Origin of the sequence: Streptomyces sp. NPDC016562 (genome assembly GCF_043076955.1) — a bacterium.
Classification (GTDB): domain Bacteria; phylum Actinomycetota; class Actinomycetes; order Streptomycetales; family Streptomycetaceae; genus Streptomyces.
Window position 1 is genome coordinate 174,482 of the sequence record NZ_JBIBRZ010000007.1, and the last position, 22,743, is coordinate 197,224.

The 22,743-nt window shown below is 69.9% G+C and carries 18 protein-coding genes and 1 tRNA gene; 6 read left to right on the forward strand and 13 right to left on the reverse strand.

Features of this window, described 5'->3' with window-relative positions; translation table 11 throughout:
- Window positions 1-85 precede the first annotated feature (85 nt).
- Together ACF059_RS26295 and ACF059_RS26300 are read left to right on the forward strand one after the other, a co-directional pair.
- Entirely contained in the window at window positions 86-1,513 is a 1,428-nt protein-coding gene (locus ACF059_RS26295) for a pyridoxal phosphate-dependent decarboxylase family protein (protein WP_392061534.1), read from the forward strand.
- On the forward strand, window positions 1,510-2,919 hold the full coding sequence (locus ACF059_RS26300; protein ID WP_392061537.1) for a lysine N(6)-hydroxylase/L-ornithine N(5)-oxygenase family protein: 1,410 nt from the start codon (window positions 1,510-1,512) through the stop codon (window positions 2,917-2,919). Before ACF059_RS26295 ends, ACF059_RS26300 begins: the two co-directional genes overlap by 4 nt.
- 81 nt (window positions 2,920-3,000) lie before the next feature.
- Here the strand turns inward: ACF059_RS26300 and ACF059_RS26305 are convergent, their stop codons facing one another.
- Window positions 3,001-4,806, reverse strand: coding sequence for a bifunctional metallophosphatase/5'-nucleotidase (locus tag ACF059_RS26305; RefSeq protein ID WP_392061540.1), 1,806 nt, complete (start codon window positions 4,804-4,806; stop codon window positions 3,001-3,003).
- A 142-nt stretch (window positions 4,807-4,948) separates the two neighbouring features.
- On the opposite strand from ACF059_RS26305, the gene ACF059_RS26310 reads away from it, so the two are divergent.
- Together ACF059_RS26310 and pyk are read left to right on the forward strand one after the other, a co-directional pair.
- Window positions 4,949-5,650 (forward strand): SIMPL domain-containing protein, encoded by a 702-nt coding sequence (locus ACF059_RS26310; RefSeq protein ID WP_361953504.1) that lies wholly within the window; start codon window positions 4,949-4,951, stop codon window positions 5,648-5,650.
- A 146-nt stretch (window positions 5,651-5,796) separates the two neighbouring features.
- Entirely contained in the window at window positions 5,797-7,224 is a 1,428-nt protein-coding gene (gene pyk, locus ACF059_RS26315) for a pyruvate kinase (RefSeq protein ID WP_392061543.1), read from the forward strand.
- Window positions 7,225-7,282: 58 nt separating this feature from the next.
- Here the strand turns inward: pyk and ACF059_RS26320 are convergent, their stop codons facing one another.
- From ACF059_RS26320 to ACF059_RS26330, 3 genes are all read right to left on the reverse strand, one after another.
- On the reverse strand, window positions 7,283-7,534 hold the full coding sequence (locus ACF059_RS26320) for an EF-hand domain-containing protein (RefSeq protein WP_361953510.1): 252 nt from the start codon (window positions 7,532-7,534) through the stop codon (window positions 7,283-7,285).
- Window positions 7,535-7,616: 82 nt separating this feature from the next.
- Complete coding sequence (locus ACF059_RS26325; protein ID WP_392061546.1) at window positions 7,617-8,366, reverse strand: transcriptional regulator; 750 nt, start codon at window positions 8,364-8,366, stop codon at window positions 7,617-7,619.
- A 109-nt stretch (window positions 8,367-8,475) separates the two neighbouring features.
- Window positions 8,476-8,550: transfer RNA gene (locus ACF059_RS26330), tRNA-Leu, on the reverse strand.
- A gap of 98 nt (window positions 8,551-8,648) precedes the next feature.
- Between ACF059_RS26330 and ACF059_RS26335 the strand changes: the two genes are divergently transcribed.
- Window positions 8,649-9,302 (forward strand): response regulator, encoded by a 654-nt coding sequence (locus ACF059_RS26335; RefSeq protein WP_360890441.1) that lies wholly within the window; start codon window positions 8,649-8,651, stop codon window positions 9,300-9,302.
- Between the two features lie 81 nt (window positions 9,303-9,383).
- Here ACF059_RS26335 and ACF059_RS26340 read toward each other — a convergent pair whose 3' ends face one another.
- The 8 genes from ACF059_RS26340 to ACF059_RS26375 all read right to left on the reverse strand — a co-directional run bounded on the left by ACF059_RS26340 (window position 9,384) and on the right by ACF059_RS26375 (window position 18,967).
- Entirely contained in the window at window positions 9,384-10,100 is a 717-nt protein-coding gene (locus ACF059_RS26340; protein WP_392061549.1) for an ABC transporter ATP-binding protein, read from the reverse strand.
- Window positions 10,097-10,993 carry an ABC transporter ATP-binding protein gene (locus ACF059_RS26345; RefSeq protein ID WP_392061552.1) on the reverse strand — a complete coding sequence of 299 codons (897 nt, stop codon included), beginning with the start codon at window positions 10,991-10,993 and terminating at the stop codon, window positions 10,097-10,099. Before ACF059_RS26345 ends, ACF059_RS26340 begins: the two co-directional genes overlap by 4 nt.
- 5 nt (window positions 10,994-10,998) lie before the next feature.
- On the reverse strand, window positions 10,999-12,720 hold the full coding sequence (locus tag ACF059_RS26350; RefSeq protein ID WP_392061916.1) for a branched-chain amino acid ABC transporter permease: 1,722 nt from the start codon (window positions 12,718-12,720) through the stop codon (window positions 10,999-11,001).
- Window positions 12,721-12,725: 5 nt separating this feature from the next.
- Complete coding sequence (locus ACF059_RS26355) at window positions 12,726-13,658, reverse strand: branched-chain amino acid ABC transporter permease (RefSeq protein WP_366866885.1); 933 nt, start codon at window positions 13,656-13,658, stop codon at window positions 12,726-12,728.
- Between the two features lie 107 nt (window positions 13,659-13,765).
- Window positions 13,766-14,998, reverse strand: coding sequence for a branched-chain amino acid ABC transporter substrate-binding protein (locus tag ACF059_RS26360; RefSeq protein ID WP_392061555.1), 1,233 nt, complete (start codon window positions 14,996-14,998; stop codon window positions 13,766-13,768).
- 542 nt (window positions 14,999-15,540) lie between these two features.
- The gene (locus ACF059_RS26365) at window positions 15,541-15,954 is read right to left on the reverse strand and encodes a hypothetical protein (protein ID WP_392061558.1); all 414 of its coding nucleotides are present in this window, start codon (window positions 15,952-15,954) and stop codon (window positions 15,541-15,543) included.
- Window positions 15,955-16,134: 180 nt separating this feature from the next.
- Window positions 16,135-16,614, reverse strand: coding sequence for a PaaI family thioesterase (locus tag ACF059_RS26370; RefSeq protein ID WP_392061561.1), 480 nt, complete (start codon window positions 16,612-16,614; stop codon window positions 16,135-16,137).
- 64 nt (window positions 16,615-16,678) lie between these two features.
- Entirely contained in the window at window positions 16,679-18,967 is a 2,289-nt protein-coding gene (locus ACF059_RS26375) for an FdhF/YdeP family oxidoreductase (RefSeq protein ID WP_392061563.1), read from the reverse strand.
- A gap of 130 nt (window positions 18,968-19,097) precedes the next feature.
- On the opposite strand from ACF059_RS26375, the gene polA reads away from it, so the two are divergent.
- Window positions 19,098-21,818 carry a DNA polymerase I gene (gene polA / locus ACF059_RS26380; RefSeq protein ID WP_392061566.1) on the forward strand — a complete coding sequence of 907 codons (2,721 nt, stop codon included), beginning with the start codon at window positions 19,098-19,100 and terminating at the stop codon, window positions 21,816-21,818.
- Window positions 21,819-21,851: 33 nt separating this feature from the next.
- Here polA and ACF059_RS26385 read toward each other — a convergent pair whose 3' ends face one another.
- Complete coding sequence (locus tag ACF059_RS26385) at window positions 21,852-22,715, reverse strand: DUF4184 family protein (protein ID WP_392061569.1); 864 nt, start codon at window positions 22,713-22,715, stop codon at window positions 21,852-21,854.
- Between the last annotated feature and the right edge of the window lie 28 nt (window positions 22,716-22,743).

Sequence of the window (22,743 nt, forward strand, 5' to 3'; positions counted from 1 at the left end):
AACCCCGGCGGTTACCCCATTCGGGTCGGATCGTTGTACTGGCCGGGTGCCCCGCACCGCACCCCTCCCAGCCCCGGAGGACCCGATGACCGCGCCGCCCGGCACAGGCCCAGGCAATCCCCCACGCCCCGGCACGGCCACCTGCATCCCGCCCCTCGCCGGGGGCGCGGACGGGCCGGCCGCCCTGCGGCCCCTGCTCGACACCGTCCTCGACGCCCTGCACACCGGCGCGCGGGAGCGCGGCGGCCCCCTCCCGGCCGGCGGCCCCGACGCCCTCGCCGCCCGCGTCCAAGCCGCACTGGGCGACGTACTGCCCACCCACGGCACCGGCGACCACGAAGCGCTGCGGACCCTCGTCCACACCCTCGCCGCCGGCGCCGCCGACCCCGCCGACCCCCTGTGCGCGGCCCACCTGCACTGCCCGCCGCTCGCCGTCGCGGCCGCCGCCGACCTAGCGGCCAGCGCACTGAACCCCTCCCTCGACTCCTGGGACCAGGCCCCCGCCGCCTCCGCCGTCGAAGCCCTCCTGACCCGCACCCTCGCCGCCGAGTTCTACGCCACCCCCCGCCCCGACGCCCTCGTCACCACCGGCGGGACCGAAGCCAACCAACTCGCGCTGCTCCTCGCCCGCGAACGCCACGGCCCCCGGCTCACCGTCCTGCACGGCGCCAACGCCCACCACTCCGTCCCCCGCGCCGCCTGGCTCCTCGGCCTGCCCCCCGCCGTCGCCGTCCCCACCCCCACCGGCACCCTCGACCCCGCCCGTCTCGCCGAAGCCCTCACGACCACCCCCGGCCCCATCCTCGTCACCGCCACCGCCGGCACCACAGACGCCGGACTCATCGACCCCCTCCACCGCATCGCCGACCTCTGCGACCGCTACGGCGCCGACCTCCACGTCGACGCCGCGTACGGCGGCCTCCTCGCCCTCAGCCCCCGCCACCGCGACAAACTCGCCGGACTCGCCCGCGCCCACTCCCTCACCGTCGACCTGCACAAACTCGGCTGGCAGCCCGTCGCCGCCGGACTCCTCGCCGTCCCCGACACCGCCCTGCTGGCCCCCCTCGCCCACCAGGCCGACTACCTCAACGCCACCGACGACACCGAAGCCGGCCTGCCCGACCTCCTCGGCCGCTCCCTGCGCACCACCCGCCGCCCCGACGCCCTCAAGATCGCCACCACCCTGCGCTCACTGGGCCGCGACGGCCTCATCCGCCTCATCGACCGCACCTGCGAGCTCGCGCACCACCTCGCCCAGCTCCTCGACGCGCACCCCGGCTTCGAACTCCACGCGGCGCCCACCATCAGCACCGTCCTCTTCCGGCCCACCCACGCCGACGACGACGAGCTCGCCACCCTGCGCCGCACCCTCCTGCACGAAGGCCGCGCCGTCCTCGGCCGCACCCACGCCGACGGCCGCCTGTGGCTCAAAGCCACCCTGCTCAACCCGCACACCACGGCGGGTGACCTGGACACCCTGATCGCCCTCCTGGAAGGCAGCACCCACCGATGACCGCCCACCTCGATGCACCCCACGACCTCGTCGGAATCGGCATCGGCCCGTTCAACCTGTCCCTCGCGGCCCTCGCCCACGGCCTGCCGCAGCAAGGAGCAGGGGAACTCGCCACCGCCTTCTACGACCAGCGCCGCGACTTCCGCTGGCACCCCGGACTCCTCATCGACGGCGCCACCCTCCAAGTCCCCTTCCTGGCCGACCTGGTCACCCTCGCCGACCCGGCCAGCCCCTGGAGCTTCCTCAGCTACCTCAAGCACAAGGAACGGCTCTTCCCCTTCTACTTCGCCGAGCAGTTCCACATCCACCGCGCCGAATACGACGCCTACTGCCGCTGGGTCGCAGGCCGCCTCCCCGGACTCCACTTCGGGCACCAGGTCGACGCCGTCCGCTGGAACCCCGAACGCGACCTCTTCGAAGTCGACTTCACCCAGCTCGACTCGGCGGGCGAAGCCGAAGCCCTCGGCCGCACCCACACCCGGAACCTCGCCCTCGGCATCGGCACCGCCCCCTACGTCCCCGAACCGCTGCGCCCCCTGGCCGAAGCCCCCGCCGTCCCCGTCGTCCACTCCGCCGACTACCTCGACAACCGGCAGCGCATCCTCGGCGCCGAACACGTCACCGTCATCGGATCAGGCCAGTCCGGAGCAGAGGTCTTCCTCGACCTGCTCCGCGCCCGCCCCGCCGGACGTGAACGCCTCACCTGGCTCGCCCGTACCCCCTCCTTCGCGCCCATGGAGTACTCCAAGCTCGGCCTCGAACACTTCACCCCCGACTACACCCGCTACTTCCACTCCCTGCCCGAGCCCGTCCGCGACCGGCTCGTCCCCGCCCAGTGGCAGCTCCACAAGGGCATCGACGCCGCCACCATCGCCGCCATCCACGAGGAGCTCTACCGCCGCACCCTCGACGGCGGCTGGCCCGACGCCGTCCTGACCCCCGGAGTCAGCGTCCGTACCGCCGGCCGCGTCGCCACCACCAAGGTCGAACTCCACCTCGAACACGTCGAACAGGGCACCCGTTCCCGCCTCACCACCGACGCCGTGGTCCTCGCCACCGGCTACCGGGAACGCCCCCTCGGCAGCCTCCTCGCAGGCCTCGACCCCTACCTGCGCAAGGACTCCTCCGGCCGCCCCCGCATCGACGACCGCTACCGGATGATCACCGACCCGGCGGTCACCGGCTCGATCTTCGTCCAGAACGGCGAACGCCACACCCACGGCGTCGGAGCCCCCGACCTCGGCCTCGCCGCCTGGCGCAGCGCCGCCATCCTCAACACCCTCACGGGCAAGGACCCCTACCCCCAGCCGGCCCGCACCGCCTTCACCACCTTCGGCCTCGAACAGCGCGAGCACGCCCGCCCCCGGCCCGCGGGCGAACTCCGTCCCCTCGTCGACCACCCCTAAACGCAGCGGCCGGAGCCCGGTGGCGGCGCCCCCGCACGCTCACCCACCGGGCCCCGGCCGCACACCGCTGCGCCGAAGAAACTAGAACACCGCGACCCCGGCCCGCGTCAGCCGCCAGTCCACCGAAGCGAACTGCGCCGGGTCCACCGTGCCCTGCGCCTTCACCCACTGGATGATCGTGTTCCGGATCTCGTCCGAGTTCGCCCACAGCTGCCTGGCCTGCGGCACGTGCGGGAAGTTCCCGCCACCCGAGGCCCGGTAGTTGTTCACCGCCAGCACGAACTGCCCGGCCGCGTCCACCGGCTTCCCCTGGAACGACAACCCCGTGATCCGCGAACCCACCGGCTGCGCGATGTCGATGTCGTACGTCAGCCCGTACACCGCGTCGTAGTTGTAGTCCGGGACGCCCTCGGCGTTCGTCAGCTTCGCCGGATCCACCACGTCGCCCGGCGCCGTCCGCACGAAGTACCGCGCCGAGTACTCCAGGTAGTCCTTCAGCTGCGCCCCGGTCAGCAGGCGCGCCTCCAGCGTGTTCTCGAACGGGTACAGACCCGCCGCGTCCCGGATCGTCACCTGCCCCGCCGGAATCGCCGCCGTCCGCGAGAAGCACGAGGCCTGCGACAGCACCGGCAGCGCCGCCCACTCCGTACCCGCCAGCGCCGCCTTCACCGTCTGCGCCTGCACGTGGTTGATCAGGTCGATGATCGCCACGTCCTTGACGGGACCCTCGGCCGAGGACATCGCCTGCGTCGACGTACCGATCACCTGGTTGACGTACGCCACGACCTTGCGGTGCTCGTCCTCCAGCAGCCCGACGACCTTCGGGTCCTCCGCCACCGTGTTCGAGTTCAACACCTTCGCCGCGACCTTCGCCACCGACCAGCGGCCCCTGCTCCACGTCAGCTCGAAGTCGAACAGCGTCAGCCGCTGCCCCCACTTCAGCGGCTCCGACAGCACGACGTCCTTGCCCGTCGCCTTGTTCTTCACCCGGTACTCGGGAATCTCCGTGTGCGCGTGCCCCACCAGGATCGCGTCGATCCCCGGCACCTGCTCCGCCACCAGAGCCGCCGCGTTCTCGATGTACGGCAGCTGGTCCCCGTACGAGGACGTGCCGCTCGAACCGGAGTGCGCGGACACGATCACCACGTCGGCGCCCATCGACCGCAGCTTCGGCACGTACTTCGCCGCCTGCTCCTCAAGGCCCGGGAACGTCATCTTCCCCTGCACGTTCGCCTTGTCCCACAGCGCGATCCCCGGGTTCGTCAGCCCCAGCACCGCCACCTTCACGTCCGGCCCGTGCGGCGTGCGCAACCGGTGCATGCTGTACGGCGCGAACGCCGGCCGCAACGTCTTCGCGTCCAGCGCGTTCGCCCCCAGCAACGGGAAGTCGCACTGCTCCTCGAACTTCCGCAGGACCGGAATGCCGTAATTGAACTCGTGGTTCCCCAACGCCGCCGCGTCGTACCCGATCGCGTTCATCGCCTGCGCCATCGGGTGCACCGGACCACTCTGCGCGGTGATCGGATCCACCTTCGCGTAGTAGTACGACAGCTGCGTGCCCTGAATCGTGTCACCGGCGTCGATCAGCAGCGTGTTGCACCGCCCCTTCTCCGCCCGCACCTGGTCCACGAGCGTGGAGATCTTCGCCAGACCGACGTCGTTGTGCGCCTTGTCGTCGAACTCCTTGTCCGTGAAGTAGTCCCAGTTGAAGACATTCCCGTGCAAGTCGGTCGTCCCCATCACCGTGAACGCGTACGTCCGCGGCGCCGGCCCCTGCCCCTTCGCGGCCTGCTGGGCCGCGGCCGGAGTGCCCACGGCCCCCGTCAACGCCACAGCCGCACCCGTGGCAGCGGTGGTCCCCAAAAACGTCCTACGGTCGAACGCCATGCCATCTCCCCTTGTGAAACGCGTACGCAGAAGTGCAGACAACGCGCGTAGATTCTGACCCACCGGTAACAGGCCACAACACCCCGACCAGGTTTCGATCTGATGACCGCCACCGTGCGAGCGACAGTGCGACAGTGAAGCCATGACCCAGGACGCATCGCACCAGCCCTACGGAACCCCCGAAGTACCCCGCGTCGCCGTCCGCGGCGAAGCCCGCATCGAAGTCGACCCCGAGATCGCCCGCATCGGCATCACCGTCAGCGCCCGCGGCACCGACCGGCGCACCGCGCTCGACGACCTCACCCGACGCAACAACACCGTCCTCGACCTCATCAAGAGCTACGGCGACCCCGTCGAAAAACTCGAAACCGGCTCCTTCTCCATCACCCCCGAACTCACCCGCCACGGCCGCGCCGAACGCGTCCGCGCCTACCACGGCCGCGTCCACATCACCGCCGAACTCAGCGACTTCACCACCCTCGGCGAACTCACCACCCGCCTCGCCGACCTCGAACTCACCCAGGTCGACGGCCCCTGGTGGGCCCTGCGCCCCACCTCACCCGCCCACGGCCAGGCCCGCCGCCAAGCCGTACTCGAAGCCGTCCAGCGCGCCCGCGAATACGCCGAAGCGCTCGGCGCCCGCCTCGCCGCCCTCGTCGAACTCGCCGACCTAGGCGCCGAGAACGCCACCCCCTTCCCCGCCGCCCCCGGCGCCGGAATGCGCACCATGGCCTTCAGCGCCGCCGAAGACGCCGGGCCCCCGCCCCTCGACCTCGAACCCCAGCGCCAGACCGTCTACGCCCAGGTGAACGCCCGCTTCACCATGACCCCTCCGCAACTCTGAAAAACCCACAAAATGATGCCCCGGGGGTGCTCATCAGAGCACCCCCATGCACATTCAACAGTTGTCAACAACCTTTTGCTCAAAGGTTGTTGAGTGGACACCCGGAAGCGATTACCTACTCCTAAGTAGGGGAATACGCTCGCCTCATGCGCCGAGCGAAAATCGTATGTACCCTGGGCCCCGCCACCGACTCATACGACCAGATCAAAGCCCTGGTCGAAGCGGGAATGGACATCGCCCGCCTCAACCTCAGCCACGGCACACACGCCGAACACGAGGAGCGCTACCAGCGCGTACGCAAGGCCGCCGACGAGACCGGCCGCAGCGTCGGCATCCTCGCCGACCTTCAAGGCCCGAAGATCCGCCTCGGCCGCTTCCACGAAGGACCCGTACTCCTTGAACGCGGCGACGACTTCACCATCACCGTCGAAGACCACGAAGGCGACCGCCACACCTGCGGCACCACCTACGAAGGACTCGCCGCGGACGTCACCGCCGGCGAACGCATCCTCGTCGACGACGGCCGCGTCACCCTCGAAGTCACCGCGGTCGACGGCCCCCGCGTCCACACCCGCGTCATCGAAGGCGGCATGGTCTCCGACCACAAGGGCCTCAACCTCCCCGGCGTAGCCGTCTCCGTCCCCGCCCTCTCCACCAAGGACATCGACGACCTGCGCTGGGCCCTGCGCCTCGGCGCCGACATCATCGCCCTCTCCTTCGTCCGCAGCGGCCGCGACATCGAGGACGTCCACCGCATCATGGACGAGGAGGCCCGCCGCCTCCCCGTCATTGCGAAGATCGAAAAGCCTCAGGCCGTCGACAACATCGACGACATCGTCGCCGCCTTCGACGGCATCATGGTCGCCCGCGGCGACCTCGGCGTCGAAATGCCCCTGGAACAAGTCCCCATCGTCCAGAAGCGAGCCGTCAAACTCGCCAAGCGCAACGCCAAGCCCGTCATCGTCGCCACCCAGATGCTCGACTCGATGATCGACAACTCCCGCCCCACCCGCGCCGAAGCCTCCGACGTCGCCAACGCGATCATCGACGGCACCGACGCCGTCATGCTCTCCGGCGAGACCAGCGTCGGCAAACACGCCGTCGAAACCGTCCGCACCATGTCCCGCATCGTCGAAGCCGCCGAAGAGGACATCCTCGCCAAGGGCCTGCCGCCCCTCACCGAACGCAACAAGCCCCGCACCCAAGGCGGAGCCGTCGCCCGCGCGGCCGCCGAAATGGGCGACTTCCTCGACGCCAAGTTCCTCGTCGCCTTCACCCAGAGCGGGGACACCGTCCGCCGGCTCTCCCGCTACCGCTCACCCATCCCCCTCCTCGCCTTCACCCCCGACCCCGCCACCCGCTCCCAGCTGAACCTCACCTGGGGCGTCGAAACCTTCCTCGGCCCCCACGTCGAATCCACCGACGCCATGGTCGCCCAGGTCGAGGAAGAACTCCTGCGGATCGGCCGCTGCGTACCAGGCGACACCGTCGTCATCACCGCCGGCTCACCCCCCGGCGTCAGCGGATCCACCAACCTCGTCCGCATCCACCACATCGGCGACGCCGTCCGCTGACACCCGCCACCACCGCGTCGGGCACCACGGCCCGACGCGGTCACCGGCGCCGCCCCGGCTACCAGCCGAACCGGCGGTCCACCACCGCCTCGAACTCCTCGTACGACAACACCGCGTCCCCGTTCGCATCAGCCGCGTCGAACAACGCCGACGAAGCGTCCGCGTCCCCGACGGCCCACAACGGCAGATCCCCGCGCGCGGCGAGCGTCGGCCCCTTGGACCGCAGCGCCGAGATCACCTCCACGCGGGTCAGCTCCCCGTCGTGGTTCAGATCCAGCGCGTCGAACAGCTTGCGAGCCTTCTCGCTCATGAACAGTCCCCTCCTCGATCGACCATGCCTTGACCTCAACCTAGCTCCAGGCCGTACGGTCCCCGCATGACGATCACCAGCGCTAGTACTTGGGCCCGATGTGGGCGTCCATGAGCGCGACGGATCCCTTGCGGGCGACGGACACGTTGTACGGGTCGCTGCCGCGCGCGGTGATGGTCCACCGGACCCCGACGGCGGTGAGCGTGTCGGTACAGAGCCTGCGGATGTCGTCCGACTTGTTGGTGAAGAAGTACCGCGGGTACTCGTAGCGCTTCCGCTCCCCGCCGACCATCCGGGTGGTCCAGTTGGTGATCCGACACCCGTCGGAGTGGATGAGCCCGCGGAGGAACTCCCACGGGTGGGTGTCCACGATCGCCTGCTGCCAGTCTTCGAGGGCGATGCGGCGCTCGTGCTTCTTGCCCGGCCCGTGCTGGGGGAAGAGGCACGTCCAGTGCCGACCGTAGCTGGTGACGGCTACGCAGCCCTGGCGCTGAAGCACGTAGACCTTGTCGGAGGGGCGGACGGCCAGGATCGCCGCGCGGCACCGCTCGATCAGTCCCGGCCATGCGTCCGCGCAGGCGACGCGGAGATGGTGCCCGCCTCGCGGGTGGGGGCTGATGCAGCCGTCGCCCAGGTAAAGGCCCAGCAGATAGGCGTACGACGCCGTGTCGGCCGGACGCGCACAGGGGGCGAAGCGGGTCAGGGGGTCGATTCGGACCTGCCAGGAGCGGAGCGCGGCGCGGGATATTCCGGTCTGTTTACTGACCGCGTTGAGGCTGCGCCCGTCTGATAGCAGGGCCAGTGCATTTCTGCGGGTGGCGAGATCGTACATACGCTCGATGCTGCGGCGGGCAATTCGCTCAAGCGCAGCATTCGGGAACTGTTCGCCGAAACGAGTGAAGGTCACGCGATGTCGCGTGACCTTGGAAAATAAGGAAAAGTGCCCCGGGTCGGACTCGAACCGACACTGAATGGGTTTTGAATCCATCGCCTGCTGCCAATTGGGCTACCGGGGCCCGACGAATCGAAGGTTTACCTCGACCCGCTGCGAGTCCACCATACCGTAGCTAGGTAGGCTCGGGGGAGCAGTAACGCCCCGTATCAAGGAGCCCCCGTGACCGCCGAGCACGAGTCGACGCCCACGCCCGACGCCGACCAGTCGCACGTTCCGCCGCTGACGACCCGCGTCGTCATCGCCGAGGACGAGGCGCTCATCCGCCTGGACCTGAAAGAGATGCTCGAAGAGGAGGGCTACGCCGTCGTCGGCGAGGCCGGGGATGGGCAGACGGCCGTCGAGCTCGCCCGTGAGCACCGGCCCGACCTGGTCATCCTCGATGTGAAGATGCCCGTACTGGACGGGATCTCCGCGGCCGAGAAGATCGCGGAGGAGTCCATCGCCCCCGTGCTCATGCTCACCGCGTTCTCGCAGCGCGACCTCGTCGAGCGGGCCCGGGACGCCGGCGCCATGGCGTACCTCGTGAAGCCGTTCAGCAAGAGCGACGTGGTCCCGGCCATCGAGATGGCCGTGTCGCGCTTCGCGGAGCTGCGCGCGCTGGAGCAGGAGGTCGCGGACCTTTCGCAGCGGCTGGAGACCCGCAAGCTGGTGGACCGGGCGAAGAGCATCCTGCAGACGCAGTACGGGCTCTCGGAGCCGGCCGCGTTCCGGTGGATCCAGAAGTCGTCGATGGACCGTCGGATGTCCATGCAGCAGGTCGCCGAGGTGGTCATCGAGGACGCCGAGGCGAAGAAGAAGGACGGCGCCAAGTAGGACGGCGCAGAGAAGGACCCGCGCATGCGTGAGGCCCGCCTCCCCCCGAGGGGAGGCGGGCCTCACGCGGTATCGGGGAGGTCAGTCCTCGCCGAGGTAGGCCTTGCGGACGTCCTCGTTGTGCAGGAGGTCCTGGCCGGTGCCGGAGAGCACGATCTTGCCGATCTCCATGACGTGCGCCTGGTCGGCCAGCGACAGCGCGGCCTGGGCGTTCTGCTCGACGAGCAGGATGGTCATGCCGGTGGACTTGAGCTCGGCGATGGTGGACATGATCTTCTGCATCATCAGCGGGGAGAGGCCCATGGAGGGCTCGTCCAGCATGAGCAGCTTGGGCTGGCACATGAGTGCGCGGCCCATGGCGAGCATCTGCTGCTCGCCGCCGGAGAGGGTGCCGGCGGCCTGCTTGCGACGTTCTCCCAGGATGGGGAAGAGGTCGTAGGCGCGCTGGATGTCCTTCTCGATGCCGTCCTTGTCGGTGCGCAGGAACGCGCCGAGCTGGAGGTTTTCGGCGATCGTCAGCCGGGGGAAGATGTGGCGTCCCTCGGGGGAGTGGGCCAGCTTCATGGCGACGATCTTGTGTGCGGGCACGTTGGCCAGCGGCTGGCCGTCGAAGGTGATGGTGCCGCTCTTGGGCTTGAGGAGCCCGGAGAGGGTGCGCAGGGTGGTCGTCTTGCCGGCGCCGTTGGTGCCGACGAGGCAGACGATCTCGCCTTCGTTGACTTCGAAGGAGATTCCCTTGACGGCTTCGATCTTGCCGTAGGCGACCTTGAGGTCTTCGACCTTGAGGAGCGCGGTCACTTGGTCTCTCCTTCCGTGCTGGTGGTGCCAGTGGTGCCGGTGGTGCCGTCCGCGTCGGCGTGCGCTTCGGCGGCCTCGACTTCGGCGACTTCCTCGTCGCCGGGTGCGCCCTCGAAGGGGGTGCCGAGGTAGGCGGCGATGACGCGCTCGTCGCCCTGGACCTCCGCGGCGCTGCCTTCGACGAGCTTTTCGCCCTGGACGAGGCAGGCGACGCGGTCGCAGAGGTTGAAGATGAACCGCATGTCGTGCTCGATGACGAGGACGGCGATGCCCATGTCGCGGATGGCGAAGATGAGCTCTTCGGCGGCGCGGGTTTCCTGCGGGTTCATGCCGGCGGTGGGCTCGTCCAGGAGGATGAGGCCGGGGTCGCTGGCGAGGGCGCGGGCGATTTCGAGCTTGCGCTGTTCGCCGTAGGGGAGGTTCTTCGCGAGGTGTCCGGCCTTGTGCTGGAGGCCGATGAACTCGAGGAGTTCCATGGCGCGCGCTTCGCTGGCGGCTTCGGCCTTCTTGAAGCCGGGGCCGCGCAGGAGGGCGGACCAGAGGCCTTCCTTGGTGCGGGTGTGGCGTCCGACGAGGACGTTCTCCAGCACGGTCATGTTGTGGAAGAGCCGGATGTTCTGGAAGGTGCGGGCGACGCCGGCTGCGGTGACCTTGTGGGGCGTGGGCGGCAGGACGGTGCCCTTGTAGCTGACGGTGCCCTCGGTGGGGACGTACAACCCGGTGAGGCAGTTGAAGAAGGTGGTCTTGCCGGCGCCGTTGGGGCCGATGAGGCCGACGATCTCGCCCGCGTTGACCTTGAGGTCGACGCCCTTGACGGCGGTGAGGCCGCCGAAGCGCATGGTGACGCCGCTGGCTTCGAGGACGGTCGTGGTGGTGGTGTCTGTGGTCGTCATGGTGGTTACGCCCCCGCCTTGGCGGTGGCCAGGTCCGTGGGGGCCTGGTCAGCGGTTTCGTCGTGGTACTCGAGCTGCGCGCGCTTGTTGGCGATGAGGCCTTCGGGGCGGAAGCGCATGAGCAGGATGAGGGCGATGCCGAAGGCGAGGAGCTGGTAGTCCTGGAGGAAGGCCAGCTTCGCCGGGATCAGGAAGAGGAGTGCGGCGCCGAGGATGGGGCCGCGGATGGTGCCCATGCCGCCGAGGATGACGGCGGCGAGGAGGAACGCGGAGTTCGGCGGGACGGGCCCGGCGAAGACGTAGTTCTCGGGGACGACCGTGCTGTTGACGTGTGCCTGGACGGTGCCGGCGAGGCCGGCGAGGGTGGCGCCGAGGGCGAAGGCGATGAGCTTGACCTTGAAGCCGTTGATGCCCATGGCTTCGGCGGCGGTCTCGTCCTCGCGGATGGCGACCCAGGCGCGGCCGATGCGGCTGTTGCCGGCCCGGGAGAAGACCAGGACGACCAGGGCCATGACGAGCAGCATCAGGAAGTAGTAGTTGGCGTAGGCGCCGAGGGTGATGCCGCCGACGTCGTGGGACTCCCCGAAGTTCCACCCGAAGATTTCGAGGTGGGGGATGTTGGGGATGCCGTTGGGGCCGTTGGTGATGTCCGGGCCGGAGTCGCCGTCGAGGTTGCCCATGGCGATGCGGAAGATCTCTCCGAAGCCGAGGGTGACGATGGCGAGGTAGTCGCCGCGCAGGCGGAGGGTGGGTGCGCCGATGACCACGCCGAAGATGAGCGAGGCGAGGGCGCCGACGATCATCGCTGCCCAGAAGGGGAGGCGGATGTCGAAGGCGGAGGCGGTGCTTCCGGAGACCAGTGCGGCGGTGTAGGCGCCGACGCCGAGGAAGGCGACGTAGCCGAGGTCGAGCAGACCGGCGAGGCCGACGACGACGTTGAGGCCGAGGGCGACGGTCGCGAAGATCAGGATGTTCACCGCGATGAGCGTGTAGGTGTCGCCGCTCTGCTGGATGAACGGGAAGGCGATCGCGGCGGCCGCGGTGCCCATGAGGGTGACCTGGCGGTTGTTCGCGGTGATGGTGCTGAAGCGGTCCAGGAGGCCGGACTTGAGCAGGGCGAAGGCCGCGAAGCCGACGATCAGCAGGTAGGTGACGAAGAGCTGCGGTTCCTTGTCATCGGTGTCGATGCCGAAGGTGACCACGTAGAGGCCGAGGGCGAAGACGCCGGTGATGATGAGGATCTCGGCCCAGGAGGGCAGCCGCTTGGCGGGGGCCGCCTTGTGGCTGTCGTCGGGGAGCTTGTACGCGGCCAGGACCGGGATGAGCGAGCCGACGAGGGCCACGTAGGCGCCAGGCTCCAGGTGGACGACGCCGCCGAGGACCCAGGTGATGGAGAGGACGGTGTACCAGGTGCCGACCAGGGTGCCGAGCGCGAGGATCCACAGGGCCTTGCGGGAGCCGGTGGGGCTGAGCCAGCGGAAGCCCTTGAGGCCGAGCGCGGAGAGCGCGTAGGCGGTGGTGAGCAGTGCCGCGATGAGGCTGAGGGTCTGGATGGGGGCGGGGCTGCCGTAGTAGGTCAGGTCGCCGGGGTACTCGGCCGTCCAGGTCCACGCGAGGAAGACGCTGACGACGGTGAGGAGGCTGCCGCCGATGACCGTGTACAGGAGCGTGGTGGGCGCGGGGCCCTGCTTCGCGGTGTCGGTCTGCGGGGTGGTGGTGTTGGTCATGGTTCTCACGCCCGATCCGCGACGCGCTCACCGAGCAGGCCTTGTGGCCGCACGAGGAGGACGACGATGAGGAGTACGAACGCCCAGACGTTGGACCAGGCTCCACCGCCGAGCTGCTGCATGCCGGGGATCTCTTCGATGTAGGCGATCGAGAGTGCTTCGGCGAGTCCGAGGACGACGCCGCCGACCATGGCTCCGTAGATGTTGCCGATGCCGCCGAGGACGGCCGCGGTGAAGGCCTTGAGGCCGAGGATGAAGCCCATCTCGAAGTTGATCTGGCCCTTGTCGAGGCCGTAGGCGACCGCGGCGACGGCGGCGAACGCGGCACCGATGGCGAAGGCCATGACGATGATGCGGTCGGTGTTGATGCCCATCAGCTTCGCGGTGTCGGGGTCCTGCGCGGTGGCCTGCATAGCGCGGCCGCTGCGGCTCTTGGAGACGAAGATGCCGAGGGCGAGCATGCACAGCGGGGCGAGGACGAGGACGAAGGCGTCCGCGCGCTGGATCGCGAGGCTGTCGGTGATCTTGAAGGCGGCGCCCTTGAACTCGGGGAAGCTGACGGCCTTCTTGGCGTCCGGGTAGAACTGCCAGACGAGCTGCTGGAGCGCGATCGAGAGGCCGATTGCGGTGATGAGGGGTGCGAGCCTGGGGGCGCTGCGCAGGGGGCGGTAGGCGAAGCGTTCGGCTGCGGTGGCTACGGCGACGGAGGCGAGCGCGCCTCCGACGATCATGATGGGAATCGCGATCAGCAGGGAGGTGCCGGTCGGGAGGGCGGTGTAGGCGGTGAGCGCGCCGAAGCCGCCGATCATGAAGATCTCGCCGTGGGCGAAGTTGATGAGCTGGACGATGCCGTAGACCATGGTGTACCCGATGGCGATGAGGCCATAGAGAGCACCGAGGGCCAGGCCGTTGGCCAGCTGTTGCGGCAGTTCGTGCACCGCAGGGCCTCCGATGAGCGTGTCGGATAAGACTCCGCGCGAGGGCGCTGTTTGCGCCCTCGCGCGGCGTGGTTCAGGTGTTATGGGTGCTGCTGGGTGCTACGGGCTTACTCGTTGAAGGTGTCGCTCTTGACGTCGACCCACTTGCCGCCCTCGACCTTGTAGACGGTGAGCTGCTTGTTGGTGGTGTCGCCGTACTGGTCGAAGGCGACCTTGCCGGTCACGCCCTCGAAGGAGACCTTGCCCAGGGCCTCGACGACCTTGGCGCGGGCGTCGCTGGGGAGCTTGCCGTCGTTGGCGGCGGCGACGGCCTTGACGGCCTGGACGATGGCCCAGCCGGCGTCGTAGGAGTAGCCACCGTAGGCGGCGTACGGGTCCTTGTAGCCGCCGGCCTTGTAGTCCTCGATGAAGGTCTTGGCGGTCGGGAGCTTCTCGACCGGGAAACCGATGGAGGTGGAGAGGTCGCCCTCGTTGGCCTCACCGGAGGCGGTGATGAAGGCCGGGTCCTGGATGCCGTCGCCGCCCATGAGCGGGATGTTGGCGCCGGTCTTCTTGATCTGGTCGGCGAGCAGGCCGCCCTCGGGGTACTGGCCGCCGAAGTAGACGGAGTCGGCGCCGGAGGACTTGACCTTGTCGGCGGTGGAGGAGAAGTCGGTCTCCTTCACGGTGACGTGGTCGGTGCCGACGACCTCGCCGCCGAGCTTCTTGAACTCGTCGGAGAAGATCGCGGCCAGGCCGGCGCCGTAGGTCTGCTTGTCGTCGACGACGAAGACCTTCTTCTTGCCGGCGTCCTTGAAGAGGTACTGGGCGGCGAACTTGCCCTGGACCACGTCGGTGGCGGCGGTGCGGAAGTAGGTGTCGAAGGGGCGCTTGAACTCGCCCTTGCCCCAGTTGTCGCCCTGGCTGAGCGAGGGGTTGGTGTTGGCGGGCGAGACCTGGGCCAGCTTGGCGGAGGCGAAGACGCCCTGCATCTGCTGGGCGACGCCGGAGTTCAGCGGGCCGACGACGCCGATGACGTCCTTGTTGCCGACGAGCTTGGTGGCGTTGGCCTGACCGGAGGCGGGGACCGCCTGGTCGTCGAGGGCCTCGACCTTGAACTCGATGCCCGGGACCTCGTTGTTCTTGTTGGCCGTCTTGGCCGCGAGGTCGACGGAGTTCTTGATGCCCTGGCCGAGCGCGGAGAGCGAGCCGGTGAGCGGGGCGTCCACGCCGATGACCACGACGGTCTTCTTGCCGCCGCCGTTGTCCTTGGATTCTCCGTCGCGCGAGCCGCAAGCGGTGAGGGTCAGTGCTCCCGTGGTGATCACGGTGGTGAGGACGAGCAAAGAACGGTGTCGCACGATTCTTCCTTTCCCTGGCGCGGCGCCCTCTGTCGAGGTGCCGTTTGGTCGCCGGGCCGCACTGGGAGGTCCACGGCCGTGCTGATTCGCGCTCTGCGGCGCGGTGACTGGCCGTGACTCTAGGCCCGAGGTGGCGAACACGGGGAGCGGGGATCGGAGGATGTGACGCTCTTGTTATGCCAAGGCCAAGAATGCGTGCTGTGAGTACGGACAGATCGGGCTTTTAGCGACGGTCAAGATTGTCCGCATGGTGAGAAATACCTGGTTCCCTAAGGGGCTTGAGGCCTTCATGCACCTGTCTTAGATCAAATCGAGCCGAATGTGGCTGCGCGTGTCCGAAAGAATCCTCCGGGTGGCCCTTCTCCAGGGAAAAGGCGGATTACGTACGTCATGTGAACTACGCAGAGTGACGACCTGGACGGGTGGGGGCCCGTCTACTGGATCTTCCCCGAAGGGGTGAAGGGCCTGCGACCTGCGGTTGGGCCGTACGGGTCCCTCTGCCCGGAAGGCGGACAGCGCGCGCGGGAATGCGGTGACCCGGGTCACGTCGGGGGCCGCCAGTTCTCCGAACTCCACGTCGCGCCGTTCTGCTCGGCGCAGCGGCGGGCCACGAACCGGTCGATCAGTTCAAGTGCCTTGTCCCGCCCGTGAGTTATTTCCTCGGCCCGTCCTGCGGCGACGGCGTCCTCGTGGATCGCGTACTGCTCGTTGGACAGACCCTTCTGCTCCCAGTCCAGCCCCGACCACTTGGTGCCCATGAGGGTCTCCTTCGCCCAGTACGAGACGAGGCTCGTGCAGACCTGTGCGGGCGAGGAGGCGCTGGCGGAAGGGCCGGTGGAAGCGCTGGTGGAGCCCTCTGCCGCGGGTGGTGCGGAAGATGAGCATCCGGTCAGTGCGAGCGCCGCGAGGAGGGCGTGGGCGGTGGCGTACCGGGCCGTGCGTGGCGGGGTCCCCATGGGGGGACGGTAGGCCGTCACCATCGGTGACACAACAGCACGGGCGGGGCGGTGTGCGGACTGGCGGATTCCGGGCGGTGGGGCGGGCACGGCCCGGTCCGGGTACGGGCGAGGGCCCGGACCGCGCCGCTGTGAGCGGCTGGATCCGGGCCCTCGGGCGCCTCTGGCCCTGCGGCGGCGTCAGGCCCCGGCCGGGTCCCCCGCCGGGGCGGCGTCGCGCAGCAGGCAGGTCAGGCGGGCGGTGCAGACCCGGCGGTCCTGCTCGTCGCTGATGACGATCTCGTACGTGGCGGTGGAGCGGCCCCGGTGTACGGGGGTGGCGACCCCGGTGACCGTGCCGGAGCGGGCGCCCCGGTGGTGGGTGCAGTTCAGGTCCACGCCGACGGCGATCTTGTTGATGCCGCCGTGCATCATCGCGCCGACGGAGCCGAGGGTCTCGGCCAGGACGGCGGAGGCGCCGCCGTGCAGGAGCCCGTAGGGCTGGGTGTTGCCCTTGACCGGCATGGTCGCCACGACGCGCTCGGCGGAGGCCTCCAGGATGCGGATCTCCATCCGCTCGCCGAGGGCGCCCGCGGAGAACAGCGCCGGCAGGTCGATGCCCATGGCGGTGTACTCGTCGAGTACCTCCTGCGGGAACTTCACAGCGTGCTCCTGACCCATGGGTCTGCTCCGTTCGTCAACGATCGTTAACCGTCTTGTCCTGGAGTCGTTCTATCAGGCCGGTTCAGGACGGCTCGAAGCGGATGACCACGGACTTGCTCGCCGGGGTGTTGCTGGTGTCGGCGGTGGAGTCGAGCGGGACCAGCACGTTGGTCTCGGGGTAGTAGGCGGCGGCGCAGCCGCGGGCCGTGGGGTAGTGCACGACCCGGAAGCCCGGTGCGCGCCGCTCCACGCCGTCCTTCCACTCGCTGACCAGGTCGGTGTACGAGCCGTCGGCCAGGCCCAGCTCCGCCGCGTCCGCGGGGTTGACCATGACGACGCGGCGGCCGCCGGTGATGCCGCGGTAGCGGTCGTCGAGGCCGTAGATCGTGGTGTTGTACTGGTCGTGGCTGCGCAGGGTCTGCAGGAGCAGCCGGCCTTCGGGGACCTCGGGGTACTCCACGGGCGCGGCGGTGAAATTGGCCTTGCCGGTCTTCGTGGGGAAGCGGCGCTCGTCGCGCGGGGCGTGCGGCAGCCGGAAGCCGCCGGGGCGGGCGACGCGGGCGTTGAAGTCCTCGAAGCCGGGGACCACGCGGGAGATCCGGTCGCGGATCGTCGCGTAGTCCCGCTCGAACTCCTCCCACGGGGTCCGGGAGGCCTCGCCGAGGACGGCGCGGGCCAGGCGGGCCACGATGGCGGGCTCGGAGAGCAGGTGCGGGGAGGCGGGGGCGAGGTTGCCGCGGGAGGCGTGGACCATGCCCATGGAGTCCTCGACGGTCACGAACTGCACTGTGCCCTTTTTACCGAGAGTGCCGGCCTGGACGTCCTTGTCGGTGCGGCCGAGCGTGGGCAGGATCAGGGCGCGCCGGCCGGTGACCGCGTGGGAGCGGTTGAGCTTGGTGGACACGTGCACGGTCAGGGAGGCGCGGCGGATCGCGGCCTCGGTGACCTCGGTGTCGGGCGTGGCGCCGACGAAGTTGCCGCCCATGGCGAAGAGGACCTTGGCCCTGCCGTCGCGCAGGGCCTGGATGGAGCGGACCACGTCGAAGCCGTGCTCGCGCGGCGAGGTGATGCCGAATTCGGCGTCGAGGGCGTCGAGGAACGCGGGCGCGGGCCGTTCGAAGATCCCCATGGTGCGGTCGCCCTGCACGTTGGAGTGGCCGCGGACGGGGCAGACGCCCGCGCCCGGGCGGCCGATGTCGCCGCGCAGCAGCAGGAGGTTGACGACCTCGCGGATGGTGGCGACGGCGTGCTTGTGCTGGGTCAGGCCCATGGCCCAGCAGACGATGGTCCGCTTCGAGGCCAGGACCATGGCCAGCGCGCGCTCGATCTCGGGCCGCGTCAGGCCGGTCGCGGTGAGGGTCTCCTCCCAGTCGGCCTTCGCCGCGGCCGCCGCGAACTCCTCGTAGCCGTGGGTGTGCTCCCGGATGAAGGCCTCGTCGGTGGCCCCGCCCGCCTCGATGACCAGCTTGTTCAGCAGGCGGAAGAGGGCCTGGTCGCCGCCGATGCGGATCTGGAGGAACAGGTCGTTCAGGGCGGTGCCCTTGATCATCCCGAGGGGAGTCTGCGGGTTCTTGAAGCGCTCCATCCCGGCCTCGGGCAGCGGATTCACCGAGATGATCTTCGCGCCGGCGGACTTGGCCTGCTCCAGGGCGGAGAGCATGCGCGGGTGGTTGGTGCCCGGGTTCTGCCCGGCGACGATGATCAGGTCGGCCTGGTGGAGGTCTTCGAGGGAGACGCTGCCCTTGCCGATGCCGATGGTCTCGTTCAGCGCGGAGCCCGAGGACTCGTGGCACATGTTGGAGCAGTCGGGCAGGTTGTTCGTGCCGAATTCGCGGGCGAAGAGCTGGAAGAGGAAGGCGGCCTCGTTGCTGGTGCGGCCCGAGGTGTAGAAGAGGGCCTCGTCGGGGGAGGCCAGCGCGTTCAGCTCCTCCGCGATGATCGCGAAGGCCCGCTCCCAGCTGACCGCCTCGTACCGGTCGCCGCCCTCCGGCAGGTACATCGGCTCGGTGATCCTGCCCTGCTGCCCCAGCCAGTACCCGGAGCGCGCGGCCAGGTCGGCGAGGGGGTGCGCGGCGAAGAACTCCGGGGTCACCCGGCGCAGCGTGGCCTCCTCCGCGACGGCCTTGGCGCCGTTCTCGCAGAATTCGGCGGTGTGCCGCTTGTCGCCCTCGGGCCAGGCGCAGCCCGGACAGTCGAAGCCGTCCTTCTGGTTGACCTTGAGCAGGGTGCGGGCGGTGCGGGCCAGGCCCATCTGCTGCTGCGCGATCCGCAGGGTGTGCCCGATCGCGGGCAGCCCCGCGGCCGCGTGTTGCGGGGGCGCGACCTGCGGCGCGTCCTGTACCGGATCACCTGCGGGCGGCTTGGTGGCCATGACGCTCCCCTTTGAACAGTCCTGTCGTCTCCACCGATCCTGTCACGCTCCGCCGACATCGCCGGCGGCGGATTTGCCCCCGTGTGCGGACCGGCCGGAATTGTCGGTGGGGGCGCCTAGGATCGGGGGCGTGGCACAGACAGCATCGAAGACGACCGACCAGACGACCGCAGCGGACCGCCCCCGCCTGATGCTCATGGACGGGCACTCCCTGGCGTACAGGGCGTTCTTCGCGCTGCCCGCGGAGAACTTCACGACCGCGAGCGGCCAGCCGACCAACGCCATCTACGGCTTCGCGTCGATGCTGGCGAACACGCTGCGCGACGAGGCGCCCACGCACTTCGCGGTGGCGTTCGACGTCTCCCGCAAGACGTGGCGCTCGACGGAGTTCCCCGAGTACAAGGCGAACCGCTCCAAGACCCCCGACGAGTTCAAGGGGCAGGTCGAGCTGATCGGCGAGCTCCTCGACGCGATGCACGTGCCGCGGTTCGCCATCGACGGCTACGAGGCCGACGACGTGATCGCGACGCTGGCGACGCAGGCGGAGGCCCTGGGCTTCGACGTGCTGATCGTCACCGGCGACCGGGACTCCTTCCAGCTCGTGTCCGAGCACACCACCGTGCTCTACCCGACCAAGGGCGTCTCCGAGCTGACCCGGTTCACCCCGGAGAAGGTCCAGGAGAAGTACGGGCTCAGCCCGCAGCAGTATCCGGACTTCGCCGCGCTGCGCGGCGACCCGTCCGACAACCTGCCGGGCATCCCGGGCGTCGGCGAGAAGACCGCCGCCAAGTGGATCACCCAGTTCGGGTCGTTCGCGCAGCTCGTGGAGCGCGCCGAGGAGGTCAAGGGCAAGGCCGGGCAGAACTTCCGGGACCACCTGGAGGCCGTCAAGCTCAACCGCGTCCTGACCGAGATGGTCAAGGACGTCGAGCTGCCCAAGACCCCGGCCGACCTGGTCCGCGCCCCGTACGACCGCACCGCCATGCTGGGCGTGCTGGACGTGCTGGAGATCCGCAACGCCTCGCTGCGCGAGCGGCTGCTCGCCGTGGACCCGGGCGCCGCCGAGGAGGCACCGGCCCCGGTCGCGCCGGGCGTGGAGCTGGACGCGGCCGTCCTGGGCACCGGCGAGCTGGCGCCGTGGCTGGAGAGCCACGCGGGCGGACCGCTGGGCATCGCGACCGTCGACAGCTGGGCGCTCGGCCAGGGCAACGTCAGCGAGATCGCGCTGGCCGCGGCCGGGGGCGCCGCCGCCTGGTTCACGCCCGCCGAGCTGGACGAGGCGGACGAGCGGGCCTTCGCGGCCTGGGCCGCCGACCCGGCCAAGCCCAAGGTGGTGCACAACGCCAAGGGCCTGATGCGGGTCTTCCCCGAGCACGGCTGGACCCTCGCGGGCATCGCCATGGACACCGCGCTCGCCGCCTACCTGGTCAAGCCGGGCCGCCGGTCCTTCGCCCTGGACGCCCTGTCCATGGAGTACCTCCACCGTGAGCTGGCCCCCGCCGCCGCCGACGGCCAGCTGGCCTTCGGCGCCGACGACACGGCCGAGGCCGAGGCCCTGATGGCGCAGGCCCGCGCCGTCCTGGACCTCGGCGACGCCTTCACCGACAAGCTCGCCGAGGTCGGCGCGGCCGAGCTGCTGCACGACATGGAGCTGCCGACCTCCGAGCTCCTGGCCCGGATGGAGCGGTACGGCATCGCCGCCGACCGCGACCACCTGGAGGCCATGGAGCAGCAGTTCGCCGGGGCCGTGCAGCAGGCGGTGAAGGAGGCGCACGCGGCGGTCGGCCACGAGTTCAACCTCGGCTCGCCCAAGCAGCTCCAGGAGGTCTTCTTCGGCGAGCTGGACCTGCCGAAGACGAAGAAGACCAAGACCGGCTACACCACGGACGCGGACGCGCTGGCCTGGCTGGCCACGCAGACCGACCACGAACTGCCGGTGATCATGCTCCGTCACCGGGAGCAGGCCAAGCTGCGCGTGACCGTCGAGGGCCTGGTCAAGACCATCGGCGCCGACGGCCGGGTCCACACCAGCTTCAGCCAGACCGTCGCCGCGACCGGCCGGCTGTCCTCCACCGACCCCAACCTGCAGAACGTGCCGGTGCGCACCGACGAGGGCCGCGCCATCCGCCGCGGCTTCGTCGTCGGCGAGGGCTTCGAGTCGCTCATGACGGCCGACTACAGCCAGATCGAGCTGCGCGTGATGGCCCACCTCTCCGAGGACGAGGGCCTGATCGAGGCGTTCGCCAGCGGCGAGGACCTGCACACCACCGTCGCCTCCCAGGTGTTCGGCGTGGAGCGCTCCCAGGTCGACGCCGAGATGCGCCGCAAGATCAAGGCCATGTCGTACGGTCTCGCGTACGGGCTCTCCGCCTTCGGCCTGGCCCAGCAGCTGAACATCGAGCCCGCCGAGGCGCGCGGCCTGATGGAGACCTACTTCGAGCGGTTCGGCGGCGTGCGGGACTACCTGCGCCGCGTCGTGGACGAGGCCCGGGCGACCGGGTACACGGCCACGGTCTTCGGCCGCCGCCGGTACCTGCCCGACCTCAACAGCGACAACCGCCAGCGCCGCGAGTCCGCCGAGCGGATGGCGCTCAACGCCCCGATCCAGGGCACCGCCGCCGACATCGTCAAGGTCGCGATGCTCCGCGTGGACAAGGCGATCACCGAGGCCGGGCTGAAGTCGCGGATGCTGCTCCAGGTCCACGACGAAATCGTGCTGGAGATCGCTCCGGGCGAGCGCGAGCGGGTCGAGGAGCTGGTGCGCCGCGAGATGGGCGCCGCCGTCGAGCTCCGGGCCGCGCTGGAGGTCTCCGTGGGCGTCGGCCCCGACTGGGAGTCCGCCGCGCACTGAGCCCCGTACGGCCAGGGCCGCGCCCGTCCCCGCTCAGGCGGTGGGGACGGGCGTCCGCGTCTCCTCGTCCGTACGGGCGCGGTCGCCGCGGTCGCCGCGGTGCCGGAGCCGTACGAGGACCCCGTACAGCAGCAGGGCCACGGCGAGGCCGCCGCCCGCGCCGAAGCAGACCGTCGGGATGATGTCGAGCGGCGTACGGATCCGGTCGAAGAAGGTGTAGAAGCGGACCACGCGCATCGTGACCCCGGCCGCCACGCACACCCCGACCAGGGCGAGGGAGCCCCAGAGCTCCCCGCGGCCGAGCACCGGCACGGACGCGGGGGCGGGGCTGTCCGGCAGCCGCCGCAGCGCGGTCCCGGTGAACCAGAGCAGGGCGCAGGCCGCGACCGCCGAGGTGCCGTACTGGAGGTACGAGTAGAGGGGCAGGCCGAAGGCGAGCGGCTCGCCGAGGTCCGGCAGCGCGTTCGTCCCCCAGCGGTCCAGGTGCGTGAAGCTGTCCCACACCACGTGCGTGAGCGAGCCGGCGACCGCCGAGAGGTAGAACCAGAGGGCGAGCGCGGGCAGTCGGCGGCGCACGCGCCAGTCCTCGCCCCGCACGAAGGCGTGGACCCGGCCCTGCCGGCCGCGCGGCAGGAGCGCGATCAGCGGCTCGCGCAGCAGCAGCCAGCACCCCACGAGGGCGGCGGTGAGCACGGCGTCCAGGGTGAACACCCCCGGCAGGGAGTGCGTGAAGGACCCGTAGGCCATCACGCCCTCGACGACGGCGTCCGTGAAGTAGAAGGTGTCGGGCGCGAACGAGCCGAGGACCAAGGCCGATCCGACGAGGGGGCCGCGGGCACGCCCGGTCCGGCGGATGGCCGGAAGCACGGCCGCCGCATGGCTGAGAGTGAACGGCATGACACCCCTCCTGGACGCTCCTGTGGAT

Coding starts and splice junctions, on each gene's coding strand:
- ACF059_RS26295 (WP_392061534.1), top strand. CDS start 86: ATGACCGCGCCGCCCGGCACAGGCCCAGGCAATCCCCCACGCCCCGGC.
- ACF059_RS26300 (WP_392061537.1), top strand. CDS start 1,510: ATGACCGCCCACCTCGATGCACCCCACGACCTCGTCGGAATCGGCATC.
- ACF059_RS26305 (WP_392061540.1), bottom strand. CDS start 4,806: ATGGCGTTCGACCGTAGGACGTTTTTGGGGACCACCGCTGCCACGGGT.
- ACF059_RS26310 (WP_361953504.1), top strand. CDS start 4,949: ATGACCCAGGACGCATCGCACCAGCCCTACGGAACCCCCGAAGTACCC.
- pyk (WP_392061543.1), top strand. CDS start 5,797: ATGCGCCGAGCGAAAATCGTATGTACCCTGGGCCCCGCCACCGACTCA.
- ACF059_RS26320 (WP_361953510.1), bottom strand. CDS start 7,534: ATGAGCGAGAAGGCTCGCAAGCTGTTCGACGCGCTGGATCTGAACCAC.
- ACF059_RS26325 (WP_392061546.1), bottom strand. CDS start 8,366: ATGTACGATCTCGCCACCCGCAGAAATGCACTGGCCCTGCTATCAGAC.
- ACF059_RS26345 (WP_392061552.1), bottom strand. CDS start 10,993: ATGACGACCACAGACACCACCACCACGACCGTCCTCGAAGCCAGCGGC.
- ACF059_RS26350 (WP_392061916.1), bottom strand. CDS start 12,720: ATGACCAACACCACCACCCCGCAGACCGACACCGCGAAGCAGGGCCCC.
- ACF059_RS26365 (WP_392061558.1), bottom strand. CDS start 15,954: ATGGGGACCCCGCCACGCACGGCCCGGTACGCCACCGCCCACGCCCTC.
- ACF059_RS26370 (WP_392061561.1), bottom strand. CDS start 16,614: ATGGGTCAGGAGCACGCTGTGAAGTTCCCGCAGGAGGTACTCGACGAG.
- ACF059_RS26375 (WP_392061563.1), bottom strand. CDS start 18,967: ATGGCCACCAAGCCGCCCGCAGGTGATCCGGTACAGGACGCGCCGCAG.
- ACF059_RS26385 (WP_392061569.1), bottom strand. CDS start 22,715: ATGCCGTTCACTCTCAGCCATGCGGCGGCCGTGCTTCCGGCCATCCGC.